Annotated in this window: 12 protein-coding genes; 4 read left to right on the top strand and 8 right to left on the bottom strand. The window is 68.7% G+C overall.

Translation table 11 applies throughout. The features are described 5' to 3' along the window. Positions 1 to 53: 53 nt before the first annotated feature. Both GCN81_RS16940 and GCN81_RS16945 read left to right on the top strand, forming a co-directional pair. Positions 54 to 1289, top strand: coding sequence for a thiolase family protein (locus GCN81_RS16940; protein WP_156725472.1), 1236 nt, complete (start codon positions 54 to 56; stop codon positions 1287 to 1289). Further along, positions 1286 to 3418 carry a 3-hydroxyacyl-CoA dehydrogenase NAD-binding domain-containing protein gene (locus tag GCN81_RS16945; protein ID WP_156725473.1) on the top strand — a complete coding sequence of 711 codons (2133 nt, stop codon included), beginning with the start codon at positions 1286 to 1288 and terminating at the stop codon, positions 3416 to 3418. The genes GCN81_RS16940 and GCN81_RS16945 overlap by 4 nt, the downstream gene beginning before the upstream one ends. A 311-nt stretch (positions 3419 to 3729) precedes the next feature. Here the strand turns inward: GCN81_RS16945 and GCN81_RS16950 are convergent, their stop codons facing one another. Beyond that, complete coding sequence (locus GCN81_RS16950; RefSeq protein WP_156725474.1) at positions 3730 to 4182, bottom strand: phospholipase; 453 nt, start codon at positions 4180 to 4182, stop codon at positions 3730 to 3732. 128 nt (positions 4183 to 4310) lie between these two features. Here GCN81_RS16950 and GCN81_RS16955 point away from each other — a divergent pair, with 128 nt between their 5' ends. Then, positions 4311 to 4670 carry a PIN domain-containing protein gene (locus GCN81_RS16955; protein WP_231626787.1) on the top strand — a complete coding sequence of 120 codons (360 nt, stop codon included), beginning with the start codon at positions 4311 to 4313 and terminating at the stop codon, positions 4668 to 4670. A gap of 79 nt (positions 4671 to 4749) precedes the next feature. Here GCN81_RS16955 and dxs read toward each other — a convergent pair whose 3' ends face one another. The 5 genes from dxs to GCN81_RS16980 form a co-directional block, all read right to left on the bottom strand. Then, the gene (gene dxs / locus GCN81_RS16960; RefSeq protein ID WP_156725476.1) at positions 4750 to 6690 is read right to left on the bottom strand and encodes a 1-deoxy-D-xylulose-5-phosphate synthase; all 1941 of its coding nucleotides are present in this window, start codon (positions 6688 to 6690) and stop codon (positions 4750 to 4752) included. Between the two features lie 205 nt (positions 6691 to 6895). Beyond that, complete coding sequence (locus GCN81_RS16965) at positions 6896 to 8239, bottom strand: sugar ABC transporter permease (protein WP_156725585.1); 1344 nt, start codon at positions 8237 to 8239, stop codon at positions 6896 to 6898. Between the two features lie 5 nt (positions 8240 to 8244). Next, entirely contained in the window at positions 8245 to 9033 is a 789-nt protein-coding gene (locus GCN81_RS16970; protein ID WP_156725477.1) for an ATP-binding cassette domain-containing protein, read from the bottom strand. A 252-nt stretch (positions 9034 to 9285) separates the two neighbouring features. Further along, entirely contained in the window at positions 9286 to 10389 is a 1104-nt protein-coding gene (locus GCN81_RS16975) for a substrate-binding domain-containing protein (RefSeq protein WP_231626777.1), read from the bottom strand. 121 nt (positions 10390 to 10510) lie between these two features. Further along, complete coding sequence (locus tag GCN81_RS16980) at positions 10511 to 11710, bottom strand: ROK family transcriptional regulator (RefSeq protein ID WP_156725478.1); 1200 nt, start codon at positions 11708 to 11710, stop codon at positions 10511 to 10513. 127 nt (positions 11711 to 11837) lie between these two features. Here GCN81_RS16980 and GCN81_RS16985 point away from each other — a divergent pair, with 127 nt between their 5' ends. Continuing rightward, positions 11838 to 12221 carry a PPOX class F420-dependent oxidoreductase gene (locus tag GCN81_RS16985; protein WP_156725479.1) on the top strand — a complete coding sequence of 128 codons (384 nt, stop codon included), beginning with the start codon at positions 11838 to 11840 and terminating at the stop codon, positions 12219 to 12221. Between the two features lie 21 nt (positions 12222 to 12242). Here GCN81_RS16985 and GCN81_RS16990 read toward each other — a convergent pair whose 3' ends face one another. Both GCN81_RS16990 and GCN81_RS16995 read right to left on the bottom strand, forming a co-directional pair. Further along, positions 12243 to 13115 (bottom strand): carbohydrate ABC transporter permease, encoded by an 873-nt coding sequence (locus GCN81_RS16990; protein WP_231626788.1) that lies wholly within the window; start codon positions 13113 to 13115, stop codon positions 12243 to 12245. A gap of 80 nt (positions 13116 to 13195) precedes the next feature. Next, positions 13196 to 14125 carry a carbohydrate ABC transporter permease gene (locus GCN81_RS16995; protein ID WP_156725481.1) on the bottom strand — a complete coding sequence of 310 codons (930 nt, stop codon included), beginning with the start codon at positions 14123 to 14125 and terminating at the stop codon, positions 13196 to 13198. Positions 14126 to 14223: the final 98 nt, after the last annotated feature.

Here is a 14223-nt window from a genome sequence, read left to right on the forward strand (position 1 = left end):
CCGCCGGAGCACGCCCAGCGGCAGCGATCCCGCACCCTTGGAGGAGAGCCATCGTGCCTCGTACCGTCAAGGACGTCGTCTTCGTCGACGGCGTCCGCACCCCGTTCGGCAAGGCGGGCCCGAAGGGCATCTACCACGAGACCCGCGCCGACGATCTCGTGGTGAAGGCCATCCGGGAGCTGCTCCGCCGCAACCCGAAGCTTGACCCCGCCAAGATCGACGAGGTGGCCATCGCCGCCACCACGCAGATCGGTGACCAGGGCCTCACCCTGGGCCGTACCGCCGGGATTCTGGCCGGGCTGCCGCAGTCCGTCCCCGGTTACTCGATCGACCGGATGTGCGCGGGCGCGCTGACCGCCGTGACCTCCACCGCCGGTTCCATCGCGTTCGGCGCGTACGACGCCGTCATCGCGGGTGGTGTCGAGCACATGGGCCGCCACCCCATGGGTGAGGGCGTGGACCCGAACCCGCGCTTCGTGAGCGAGAAGCTGGTCGACGAGTCCGCCCTGTTCATGGGCATGACCGCGGAGAACCTGCACGACCGCTACCCCACGATCACCAAGCTGCGCGCCGACGAGTACGCGGTGCGCTCGCAGGAGAAGGCCGCCAAGGCGTACGCCGACGGCAAGATCCAGCAGGACCTGGTGCCGGTCTCGGTACGCCGGACGAACGCTGAGGCGGGCGAGACGGGCTGGGGCCTGGCCACCGCCGACGAGCCGATGCGTCCCGGCACCACGCTGGAGAACCTCGCGGGTCTGAAGACCCCGTTCCGTACCCACGGCCGGGTGACGGCGGGCAACGCCGCCGGTCTGAACGACGGCGCCACCGCCGCGATCATCGCCTCCGAGGACTTCGCGCGCGAGAACGGCCTGCCGGTCAAGATGCGCCTGGTCTCCTATGCCTTCGCGGGCGTCGAGCCCGAGGTGATGGGCTACGGCCCGATCCCGGCGACCGAGAAGGCCCTCGCCCAGGCGGGCCTGTCGATCTCCGACATCGGCCTGTTCGAGATCAACGAGGCCTTCGCCGTGCAGGTGCTGGCCTTCCTGGAGCACTACGGCATCGCGGACGACGACGCGCGCGTCAACCAGTACGGCGGCGCGATCGCCTACGGCCACCCGCTGGCCTCCTCCGGCGTACGCCTGATGACGCAGCTGGCGCGGCAGTTCGAGGAGCAGCCCGAGGTCCGCTACGGCCTGACCACCATGTGCGTCGGCTTCGGTATGGGTGCCACGACCATCTGGGAGAACCCCCACTTCGCAAGCGCCGAGAACGCCGGAGGCACCAAGTGAGCACCACCACCACAGAGCTTCTGAAGGGCGCGGCCGAGCTGTTCCCGGGTGAGGTCGTCACCCAGGCGCACGTACGCCATCTCGACCTGCCGTCGGGCGGTGGCCGGTTCGCGCTGATCACCCTGGACAACGGCCTGGACCACACCAAGCCGACCACCTTCGGACCGCAGTCGCTGGCGAACCTGAACGCCGCCATCGACCAGGTCGAGAAGGAGGCGTCCGAGGGCTCCATCGTCGGTGTGGGCCTCACCGGTAAGCCGTTCATCTTCGCGGTCGGCGCCGACCTCAAGGGCGTGGAGCTGCTGAAGCAGCACTCCGACGCGCTCGCCATCGGCAAGGGCGGTCACGACGTCTTCAAGCGCCTCGCCGCGCTGGCCGTCCCCACCTTCGCGTACTACAACGGCGCGGCGATGGGCGGCGGTGTCGAGGTCGGTCTGCACTGCTCCTACCGCACCGTCTCGCAGGCCATCCCGGCCTTCTCGCTGCCTGAGGTCTTCCTCGGTCTGGTTCCCGGCTGGGGCGGCTGCGCGCTGTTGCCGAACCTGATCGGCGCGGACCGCGCGGTCTCGGTCATCATCGAGAACTCGCTGAACCAGAACCGTCAGCTCAAGGGCAAGCAGGTCTTCGAGCTCGGCATCGCCGACGCGATCTTCGAGGGCGCCGACTTCCTGGAGCAGTCGCTCATCTGGACGTCGTCGGTGCTGCGCGGCGAGACCACGGTCACCCGCGCCGACGTCGACCGCGGCGAGGCCTGGGACGCGGCCGTCGAGCGCGGCCGTACGATCGCCGACAGCAAGGTGCACGGCGCCGCCCCGGCCGCCTACCGCGCGCTGGACATCATCGCCGCCGCCAAGAGCGGTGACCTGCAGGCGGGCTTCGACGCCGAGGACACCGCGCTCGCCGACCTCATCATGGGTGGCGAACTGCGCTCCGGCATCTACGCGTTCAACCTGGTCCAGAAGCGCGGCAAGCGCCCCGCGGGCGCCCCGTCCAAGGACCTGGCGCGCCCGGTCACCAAGGTCGGTGTGGTCGGCGCCGGTCTGATGGCCTCGCAGCTGGCGCTGCTGTTCCTGCGCCGCCTCGAGGTGCCGGTCGTACTGACCGACATCGACCAGGAGCGCATCGACAAGGGCGTCGGCTATGTCCACGCCGAGATCGAGAAGCTGCTCGGCAAGGGCCGTATCAACCAGGACAAGGCCAACCGCCTCAAGGCCCTGGTGACCGGCAGCCTGGACAAGGCCGCGGGCTTCTCGGACGCGGACTTCGTCATCGAGGCCGTCTTCGAGGAGATGGGCGTCAAGCAGCAGGTGTTCGCCGAGGTCGAGGCCGTCGCCCCGGCACACGCGATCCTCGCCACCAACACCTCCTCGCTCTCGGTCACCGAGATGGCGTCGAAGCTGAAGAACCCCGAGCGGGTCGTCGGCTTCCACTTCTTCAACCCGGTCGCCGTGCTGCCGCTCCTGGAGATCGTGCGCGGCGAGCAGACCGACGACGCCTCGCTGGCCACCGCGTTCGGTGTCGCCAAGAAGCTGAAGAAGACCGCGGTCCTGGTGAAGGACGCCCCGGCGTTCGTCGTGAACCGCATCCTGACCCGCTTCATGGGCGAGATCCAGAACATCATCGACGAGGGCACCCCGGTCGCCGTCGCCGAGAAGGGCATCGAGCCGCTCGGCCTGCCGATGTCCCCGCTGGTCCTCCTCGAGCTGGTCGGCCCGGCCATCGGTCTGCACGTCTCGGAGACCCTGAACCGCTCCTTCCCGGACCGCTTCAAGGTGTCCCCGAACCTGAAGGCCGTCGTCGAGGCGGGCAAGCGCGGCTTCTACGTGTACGACTCGGGCAAGCCCGAGCTGGACCCGGAGGTCGCGGCGCTGCTGAAGCAGGGCGACAGCGTCCTGACGGAGGAGCAGGTGCGCGACCGCGTCCTGGACGCGGTCGCCCAGGAGATCGGCCTGATGCTCGACGAGGGTGTCGTCGCCGAGGCACAGGACATCGACCTCTGCCTGATCACGGGCGCGGGCTGGCCCTTCCACCTGGGCGGCATCACGCCGTACCTGGACCGCGAGGGCGTCTCGGAGCGCGTGAACGGGAAGAAGTTCCTGGAGCAGGGCGTGGCGAGCGTGCCCGCGTAACACCTGCGCAGAACTGAACCGTCAGTGGCCCCGGCACTTTGTGTGCCGGGGCCACTGACGTGTGGGGAACTCGGGGGGCGCTCGGAGAGCTTGAGGGTTAGAGCCGCTTGGCGCTGCGGAGGGATGTCCCCTCGCGGGCCGCACCAATGTGCGGGGCCGCGCCGCGGCCGCTGCCCGAGTGCCGTTCCTGCACCTTGAGTTCAGCGGTACGGTGCGCGCCGACGAGGCGCGCACCGCCCTGGCCCTGTAGTGCCTGGGCCTGCTGGTGTCCGACTAGTCGTCCGGCTGGTCGGGCGGCTGGTCGGGGGCGGCTAGCCGAAGGCCTTGACCGCCTGGTAGTACGTCCACGCCGTCGCGTTGCACGCGGACTTATTCGCGCTGCTCAGTGGGGCGCAGACCCGCTTCATGTCCGCGTAGAAGGCGTTGTCGAGGCGGGCCTTGTTGGCGGAGAACGTCCCGGCCTTCTTGTAGTTGCGGTAGCCGAAGTCATGGCGGGCGCAGGAGAGGTTGAACTTGAAGCCGAACGGGTTGTCCGGTGAGTACGAGCAGTAGTCCGTGGACCAGTCGAAGCCGTAGGCGGACCAGGCACCCTTGTTGTTGCGGGCGGAGAGGTACGCGTTGTAGCTGCTGGCGCTGGTCTGGGTCCAGGAGGCGAGCACCTGGCTCTTGTTCGCGGGAGCGGCGCTGGCGGGGGACGCGAGGGTGGCGACGGCTGTCAGGGCCACGGCGGACACGCCGAGACCTCTCTTGACCTGACGATTCATCAATTGCCTCCAGATACGGATCCGTTGAGTCCACCTATTGCGTTGGGGAACCGGATCAGTATCGGAGCAACACCTTAACTAGATCTATATTCAAGCAACTTCAGAGGAAAGTTGGTGCCACCTTGCTGGTGATCGTGGACGGTGCGAACGTCGTCGGATCCGTCCCGGACGGCTGGTGGCGGGACCGCCACGGGGCCGCCGAGCGGCTGCGGGACCGGCTGGTGGCGTACGCGGCCGAGGGGCTGCCGGGTCACCCGGGTCCGTGCGAGGTCGTCCTGGTCGTCGAGGGGGCCGCCCGGGGCGTGGAGTCCGTGCCTGGCGTACGGGTCGAGGCGGCGGCGGGGAGCGGGGATGACCGCATCGTGGAGCTGGCGGCGGCGGCGAACGGGCCGTGTGTCGTGGTCACCGCCGACCGTGAACTACGGCGCCGGGTAGGCGCGTTGGGCGCGGAGTCGGTGGGTCCGCGGACGGTACGCGGGGAGCCGTGAACGAGAACCGGCCCCGCGGTCCGCGCTGACGCGGGACCGTGGGGCCGGGGTGGGGCCGGGGTGAAGCAGACGGGCGAGGTCAGTCGCGGGCGGGCTCCACGGAGTCCGCGAGGGTGACCGCATCGGCCGCGCCACGCCCGTACCGGCCGTCCAGCTTGGAGACAAGACCGGTGACCTGGCGTGCGATGTCCGGAGCGGTCAGCCCGATCTCGGCCATGACCTCCTTACGGGAGGCGTGGTCCAGGAAGCGCGGCGGGATGCCGAAGTCACGCAGCGGGACGTCCACGCCCGCGTCCCGCAGCGCCTGGGCGATGGCGCTGCCCACGCCGCCCGCGCGGCTGTTGTCCTCGACGGTGACGACGACGCGGTGCTGCTCGGCCAGCGGGGCGAGCGCCTCGTCGACCGGCTTGACCCAGCGCGGGTCGATCACGGTGGTGGAGATGCCTTGCTTGTCGAGGAGCGAGGCGATCTCCAGGCACATCGGGGCGAGCGCGCCGACCGAAACCAGCAGGACGTCGGGCCGGGGGGCGTCCGCCTTGCGCAGGACGTCCATGCCGCCGATCTTGCCCACCGCGGGCACGGCCGGGCCGACCATGCCCTTGGAGTAGCGCACCACGGTCGGGGCGTCGTCCACGTCGACCGCCTCGCGCAGCTGGAGCCGCAGCTGCTCGGCGTCACGCGGCGCGGCGAGCCGGAGCCCGGGCACGCACTGCAGGATCGACATGTCCCACATGCCGTTGTGCGAGGCACCGTCGGTGCCGGTGACACCCGCGCGGTCCAGCACAAAGGTGACGCCGCACTTGTGCAGGGCCACGTCCATCAGGAGCTGGTCGAAGGCGCGGTTCAGGAACGTCGCGTAGACCGCGAAGACCGGGTGCAGGCCGCCGGTGGCCAGCCCGGCCGCCGATACCGCGGCGTGCTGTTCGGCGATCCCGACGTCGTACACCCGGTCCGGGAAGGTCTCGGCGAAGCGCTTGAGGCCGACCGGCTGGAGCATCGCGGCGGTGATCGCGACGACGTCCGCGCGGTCCTTGCCCAGCTTGACCATTTCGTCGCCGAAGACGGAGGTCCAGTCGGCGCCCGAGGCGGCGACCGGCAGCCCCGTGTCCGGGTGGATCACGCCGACTGCGTGAAAGCGGTCCGCCTCGTCCTGGACGGCGGGCTGGTAGCCGCGGCCCTTCTCGGTGAGGCAGTGCACGATGACCGGGCCGCCGAAGCGCTTGGCCCGGGTGAGCGCGGACTCCAGGGCCTCGATGTCGTGGCCGTCGATGGGGCCGACGTACTTCAGGCCGAGGTCCTCGAACATGCCCTGCGGCGTGATGAAGTCCTTCAGGCCCTTCTTGGCGCCGTGCAGGGTCTCGTACAGGGGCCTGCCGACGACCGGGGTCTTCTCCAGGACCTCTTTGGTGCGGGTCAGGAAGCGCTCGTAGCCGTCGGTGGTGCGCAGGGTGGCCAGGTGGTTCGCCAGGCCGCCGATGGTGGGGGCGTAGGAGCGCTCGTTGTCGTTGACGACGATCACCAGGGGGCGGTCCTTGGCGGCGGCGATGTTGTTCAGCGCCTCCCAGGCCATGCCGCCGGTGAGGGCGCCGTCGCCGATGACGGCGGCGACATGCGCTTCCTTGTTCAGGACTTCGTTGGCCTTGGCGAGGCCGTCGGCCCAGCCGAGGACCGTGGAGGCGTGGGAGTTCTCGATCACGTCGTGGTCGGACTCGGCGCGCGAGGGGTAGCCGGACAGGCCGTCCTTGGCGCGCAGCCGGGAGAAGTCCTGGCGTCCGGTGAGCAGCTTGTGCACATAGCTCTGGTGGCCGGTGTCCAGGAGCACCTTGTCCTTCGGTGACTCGAAGACCCGGTGCAGGGCGATGGTGAGCTCGACCACTCCGAGGTTGGGCCCGAGGTGGCCGCCGGTCTTGGAGACGGCGTCGACGAGGAAGGTCCGGATCTCAGCGGCCAGCTGGTCCAGCTGCTCATGGCTGAGCCGGTCCAGATCGCGCGGCCCCTTGATGCGGGTCAGCAAGCCCACCCGTGCCTCCTAGCGTTTCTATCAGCGGTAGAGCTGTTCAAGCCTTGCCGGGTCTGTCGAGTCTAATGTTCCGCGCGGAGCGGTGGACGCCGGGTACGTCACTCGATCGGCGGAACGTAGGGCGCGCACGCCCCCGCGCACACCGGTGCCCGGCACCGGGCGGGTGGCCGGTGCCGGGCACGGGGTGGCGCCTCAGGCGCCGGGGTTACGTGCGACCCGCGGACTTCTGCGTGCGGCGGGAGACCGAGTCGAGCACCACTGCGGCCAGCAGTACCGCGCCGGTGATCATGTACTGCGCGGCCTGGCTGGAGCTGCCCTGCATGTACAGACCGGTCATGATCGACTGGATCACCAGGATGCCGAGCAGCGCCGACCACGGCGTGCCGCGGCCGCCGAAGAGGCTGGTGCCGCCGATCACCGCGGCGGCGATCGCGATCATCAGCATGTTGCCGCCGCCGAGGTTGGAGTCGGCGACGCCCGACTGCGAGGCGATGAACAGTCCGCCGAGGCCGCCGAGGAACCCGGAGATCGCGAACACCGAGATCCGGACGGTCACCACGCTGATACCGGCCCGGCGGGCCGCCTCGGCGTTGCCGCCGACCGCGAAGACCGTGCGCCCGTACCGGGTGCGGCGCAGGACGAAGCTGGCCAGCATCACCGTACCGAGGAAGATCGTCAGGCCGAGTGGCAGACCGCGCGACTGGTTCAGGACGTACGCGGCGGTGAAGGCCAGCGCCGCCACAGCTCCGGTGCGCAGGGACAGCTCACTGATCGGGCGGTGCGGCAGGTCCACGGCCTGGCGACGGCGACGCTCGGCGAGCTGGGCGAGCGCGTAGCCCACGACGCAGACGGTCGCGAGTCCGTAGGCGGCCGCGATGTCGTCGAAGTAGGTGTTGTTCAGGGAGTAGACGACACCGTCGGAGATGTTGTTGAGGCTGAGCGTGTTGCCGAGTACGGACAGCTGGAGGCCGCTCCAGCCGAGGAAGCCCGCCAGCGTCACCACGAACGCGGGCACGCCGATCTTCGCGAAGAAGAAGCCGTGCAGGGCGCCGATGGCAGCGGCCGCGAGGAGCCCGATGAGGACCGCGAGGGCCTCGTTCACGTCCTGCTTGATGGCGAGTACGGAGGTGAGCGCGGCCGTGAGTCCGGCCACCGAGCCGACCGAGAGGTCGATCTCGCCGAGCAGCAGGACGAAGACGATGCCGGTGGCGATCAGGCCGGGCCCGACGATGTACTGCGCGATGTTGGACAGGTTCGCCGGGTCGAGGAACCGCCCGGTGGTGATCTCGAAGATCGCCCAGATGACGATCAGGCCGAGCACCACGGGGATCGAGCCGAGCTCGCCGCCCTTGATCTTCCGCTTGAACTCGGTGAGGTAACCGGCGAAGCCCTGCTCGCGCACGAGCAGGCGGGGGTCGACGGCGGGGCCCGCGTCGGCCGCGGGGGCTTCGGCAGCGGGGCCTTCGGCGTCGACAAGACCGGCGGTCTTCTGGGCGCCGATCGTCTTCTGCGCGTCGACCGTCTCGGCGTTCTCGGCCGCCTTCTGCATGTCGCTCACTTCGCGACCTCCCCGTTGCGCGCCTGGCGTCGGGTCACGGCGTTCTCCGTGGCTCCGGTGATCGCGGCGATGATCTCTTCGTGGCTGGTGTCACGGACGCTGAAGACGCCGTTGTTGCGGCCGAGGCGCAGGACGGCCACCTCGTCGGCCACGGCCTTGACGTCCGCCATGTTGTGGCTGATGAGGATGACCGCGTGGCCGCGCTCCCGCAGCCGTTCGACCAGGTCGAGCACCTGGGCGGTCTGCTCGACGCCGAGGGCCGCGGTGGGCTCGTCGAGGATCACCAGCTTGGGGTCGCCGACCAGGGCGCGGGCGATCGCCACGACCTGGCGCTGCCCGCCGGAGAGCGAGGCGATCGGGATGCGGACGCTGGGGATGCGAATGGACAGCGTGTCGAGGAGTTCCTTGGCGCGCTTCTCCATCGCGACCTCGTCCAGGACGGTGGCCTTGCCGAGCTCGCGGCCGAGGAACAGGTTGGCCACCACGTCCAGGTTGTCGCAGAGCGCGAGGTCCTGGTAGACGGTGGCGATGCCGAGGTCCTGGGCGTCGTGCGGGCGGCTGATGGAGACGGGGGCGCCGCTCCACTCGATGACGCCGTCGTCGACGGGGTGGACCCCGGCGATCGTCTTGACGAGGGTGGACTTACCGGCTCCGTTGTCGCCGACCAGGGCGACGACCTGACCGGCGTGCACCTCCAGGTCGACATCGGTGAGCGCCTGAACAGCACCGAAGCGCTTGGAGACGCCGCGCAACGCCAGTACGGGCGCAGCGGACATGTGAACCATCTCCTTCGACGCGTACGTGGAACGTCGTGCGGGACGCCGTACGGTCGGATGAATCGAGCGATGAGGGGCGTGCATAGGGGGCGTGCACGGTCGTGCGGGGTCGTGCACGGAGGGCGTGCACAGGGGTCGTACACGCGGGTGGCCGACGCCGGGGGGCATCGCCAAGTACGTGGCGCACGGCGCCCCGGCCGGGGACGGCGGGGGCTTGAGCCCCCGGCCGGGGCGCCGTGCGGGTCCGTTACGGGACGCTGGCTACTTGATACCGGCGTCCGCGCAGGCCTTGGCGAACTCCTTGGTGCAGATCTCGCTGACCTTGTAGAGCTTGTCCGCGACGACCGTGTCCTTGATGTCGTCCTTGGTGACGACCTTCGCCTCGATCAGCGCCGCCGGGATGCCCTTGTCGCTGGGGCTGTCGATGGTGCCGGTGGTCAGCGAGTCGATCTTCTCGCCGTTCAGCAGCTTGACCGCGATCTCGGCGGTGAGGTCGGCCTCAGGCTTGTACGGCTTGTAGATGCTGAAGGCCTGAGTGCCCTTCAGGATGCGCTGGATGCCCGCGAGTTCGGCGTCCTGGCCGCCGACCGGCACGCCCTTGACACCGGCCGACTGCAGGGCCGCGACGATGCCGCCCGCCATGCCGTCGTTGGCGGAGTAGACCGCGTCGAAGCCGTCCTTGCCGAGCGAGGTGATGGCGCCGCCCATCTTCTCACCGGCGATCTTCGGGTCCCACTCGCCGGTCTGCTCGTAGACGATCTTGCCGACCTGCTTGTCCAGGACGGAGTGCGCGCCCTTCTTGAACAGCGCGGCGTTGGGGTCGCTCTCCTTGCCGTTGATCATCACGACGTTGGCGTCGGCGGCCTTGTCGCCGAGCGCGGAGACGATGCCCTCGCCCTGGAGCTGGCCGACCTTCTCGTTGTCGAACGAGACGTAGGCCGAGACCTTGCCCTCGGCGAGCCGGTCGTACGCGATGACCTTGATGCCCTTGTCAACGGCCGCGTTCACCCAGGTCTTGGTGGCGCCGGAGTCCACCGGGTCCAGGATGATCACCTTGGTGCCGGAGGCGACCAGGTCGTCGAACTGCTGCTTCTGGACCGCGACGTCTTCACTGGCGTTCTTGTAGTCGACCTTGCAGTCGGAGCAGAGCTCCTTGACCTTCTTCTCGATCAGCGGCCGGTCGAAGGACTCGTACCGGGTCGTCTTGCTCTCCGGGAGCAACAGGCCGATGGACTTGCTGCCGCTGCCGTTGCCGCTGCCCTTGTCGCCGTCGTCGTCACCGCCCGCCTTGCCACAGGCGGTCATGGCCAGCGCCATGGAAACCGCGGCCGTACCTATCACGACGCGACGCGTCACTACGTTCATGTGGGGAGCCTCCCTGACGTGGCCGCGTCGTTGCGGCCGAGGTGGCTCGAAGTCAACTCGGCCGCACCATTGCCGTCAAGGAGTAAAAACTTAACGAGATGACAACGGTGCCATCCGTTAGCTAAGTGAAGACAGGAGTTGCGGTGGTGAGTGTGCCGTCAAGAAGTGTCGAATCGCCCATCTCGCTCAGCGCCAGGGCCAGCGCGCCCAGCACCTCCGCGCGCCCGCCGAGTGCCCCCGGCAGCACCGACAACCGCCGTGCCGCACTGGGAATCGCGTACCGGGACACCGACTCCCGGATCGGTCCGAGCACCAGCTCACCCGACTCGGCGAGATCGCCGCCGAGCACCACACAACTGGGGTTGAGGAGGTTGCAGAGGTTGGCGACACCGCTGCCGATATGGCGTCCGACGTCGGCGATCACCCGGCGACAGCCCGGATCGCCCTCACGCGCGAGCCGGACCACCTTCTCCATGGTCAGCCCCGCCCCGTGGCTGGACTCCAGCAGCGGCAGCACATAGCGCGCGGCGGTGAAGGTCTCCAGGCAGCCGCGATTGCCACAGCGGCACACCGGCCCCGACTCGTCCAGGGTGATGTGCCCGATCTCCCCCGCGGTGCCACCGGGCCCACGATAGATCCGGCCGTTGATCACGAGGCCCGCGCCGACACCGCTGGCGACCTTGATGTACGCGAGGTCCTTCACGCCCCGTCCGCCGCCCCACACCAGCTCACCGAGCGCGCCCAGGTTGGCGTCGTTGTCGACGTACACCGGCACCCCGAGCCGCGCCGTCAACTCCTCGGCCGGGTTCGTCCCCGACCAGCCGGGCAGAATCGCCGTCGACCCCAGCGTGCCGGACTCCACGTCGATCGGCCCCGGCACCCCGAGCCCCACCCCGGCGATCTTGGAACGGTCCGCCCCCGACGCGTCGATCAGCCTGCCGACCAGTTCCTGGGCCCGGTCCAGGCCCTGTGCCGCGGAGGCGTCCACATCCAGCGGCTCGGCCTCTTCGGCGAGCACCTGGTGCGCCAGGTTGCCGATCGCGACGCGCAGGTGCGTGTGCCCGAAGTCAACGCCCACGACCAGCCCCGCGTCCCCGCTGAGCGACACACTGCGCGCCCGGCGCCCGCCCGCGGACGTGGGGGTGACCTCGACCGTGCCGCCGTCCTTCAGCTCACGCACGATGTTCGAGACGGTGGCCGCCGACAGGCCCGTCGTCCGGGCGATCTCCGCCTGGGTGAGCGACCCGGCCATCCGCACCGCGCGGACCACGCGCTCGAGATTGGCCCGATGCAGCGACGACTGCGACCCTGGAGTCTCCATTGACCCATCCACCTCTGCCGTTATGGACCATACAAGTTATGAAGTCCAAGCAGAGCTGGCGGGGCGAGCGCAGTCAAGTCCTTGAGAGAAAGCACGCGCGCAGGATCACCACCTAGGATCACTACCCATGATCCTTGACGAGCTCGGCCGTTCCCGGTACGTCAGCCTCACCACGTACCGCAGGGACGGTACGGGGGTCGCCACCCCGGTGTGGGTCGTGCGCGAGGGCGACGAGCTCTACGTATGGACCAAGAGCGACTCCTGGAAGGTCAAGCGGCTACGGCGGGACAACCGGATCGCCGTCACCGCCTGCGACGTACGCGGCCGGGTGAGGGAAGGCGCACCGAGTGCGGAGGGCACAGGTCGGCTGCTCGACGCGACGGAGCTGCCGCGGCTGCGCAAGCTTTTGGCGCGTAAGTACGGCTGGCAGTTCCGGCTTGTGGACTGGCCAGCCGCACTCGTACGGCTCGGGAAGCGGCCGCATACGGGGATCGCGCTGCGGCTGTCGTAGGGGCTGCCGCCGCCTTGGTCGCTACTTCAGCGCCCCCGCGGTGAGACCGGTGACGACCTGCCGCTGGAAGATGATGTACGCGGCGAGCACCGGCAGCATCGCCATCACCAGACCGGCGAAGAGCCCGGACCAGTCGCCCTTGTACCCCTGACTGACGGCGAGTTGGACCAGGCCCTGGGAGAGCACCTTGTTGTCCTGCTCGGTGTTGAGCACGGTGGGCAGCAGGTACTGGTTCCACTGCCCCAGGAAGTTGAAGATCGCGACGCTGACCAGGCCCGGCTTCGCCATCGGCAGCATCACCTGGAAGAACGTCCGGGTGTGCGAGGCGCCGTCCACGAAGGCCGCCTCGGCGATGGAGGTGGGCAACGTACGGAAGAAGCCGGTGAGGAAGAAGACGGTGAAGGGCAGCGAGTACGCGATGTAGACGAGGATCAGTCCAGGCAGCGTGTTCAGCAGGCTGAGGTTCTGCATCACGTAGAACAGCGGCACCAGCGCCAGGATGATCGGGAAGCTCATTCCGCCGATGAAGAGAAAGTAGATGAAGCGGTTGCCCGGGAACTCAAACCGGGCCAGCACATAGGCCGCCATCGAGCCGAGCAGCAGCGTCCCGACCAGCGAGAAGCCCACCACGATGAGCGTGTTGGCGAAGTAGTCGCTCATGTGCGCCGAGCTCCAGGCGCGCGACCAGTTCTCGAAGTGCAGCTTGTCCGGCAGCGACCAGGGCGAGATGAAGATGTCCCGGTCGGTCTTGAAGGAGGTCATCACCGCCCAGAGCAGCGGCATCACCACCATGAACGCCCAGAGGATGAGGACGCCGTGCGAGAAGACGTTGAGGACCGTGCCTTCCCTGCTCTTCACCGGCTTGGGCGACGCGTCGGCTCCCTGCTTCCCCATCGGATCATCACCCCTGGTGGCACCGGCGTCAGCGTCGGCGTCCGAGTCAGCGTCGGTGGGCTCGATGTTGGTGGTCTTCATCAGTACTCCAGCCGCTCGCGCCGACCCAGCCGCATCACGATCGCCGCGAAGAGCAGCGTCACGAGGAGCAGGGCGACGCCGATCGTTGTCGCGTAGGCGGCCTGACCGTCCCGGAAGGCCTTTTGGTAGACGTACAGCGGCATCACGATGGTGGAGTAGTCGGGTCCGCCCCCGCTCGGCCCCACGGTCATGATCTGAACGACCGCGAACGACTCGGCGCCCAGCGCCAGGATGCCCATATAGATCCAGCCGGACTGCACGGTGTCCCAGAGCAGCGGCAGGGTGATCTTGAAGAACGTGGTGAAGCGGCTCGCGCCGTCCAGTAGCGCGGCCTCGTAGAAGTCCTTGGGGATGGACGCCATGCCCGCCGAGAACAGCACCACGAAGAAGCCGACGGTGGACCAGATCAGCACCGCCATCACGCACCACAGCGCGAGGTCCGGGTCACCAAGCCAGTCGGGCTGAATGCTATCCAACCCCACTGCCTGCAGTGCGGAGTTGAGCGCGCCGCTGTTGGGGTTGTACGCGAACTGGAACAGCAGCGCCACGATCGCGATCGACAGCACCTGCGGGAAGAAGTACACGATCTTGTAGAACCCCGACCCGCGCACACCGGCGATCGCCGCGCCCTTACGGCGCCGCCCACCGACGTTGATCATGAACGCGAAGAACAGCGCCAGGCTGACCGTGATCAGGGGGAGCAGCAGCGCGAAGGTAAGGCTGTGCTGGAGCGACTTCCAGAAGACGTCGTCGTCGAGCATCTTGGTGTAGTTGTCGACGCCGACCATCTTGAAGTCGGGGCTCAGTCCGGTCCAGTCCGTGAACGAGTAGTAGATGGACTGGATGAACGGCCAGATGACGAAGAGGAGGTAAAGCGACAGGGGGGCGACCAAGAACCCCGCGATGAAACGGTACTTACCGTGCTGCATGACTTCCGACCCCGATCTTCCCGCGGGTGCCGCGGTGTTTCCGTACGCCAGGCGCGAGGCGCAAGAGACGCATCAGGCACCGGGGGCCGGGGATCGGT

It is taken from the genome of Streptomyces apocyni, assembly GCF_009739465.1.
In the GTDB taxonomy this organism is placed as follows: Bacteria; Actinomycetota; Actinomycetes; order Streptomycetales; family Streptomycetaceae; genus Streptomyces; species Streptomyces apocyni.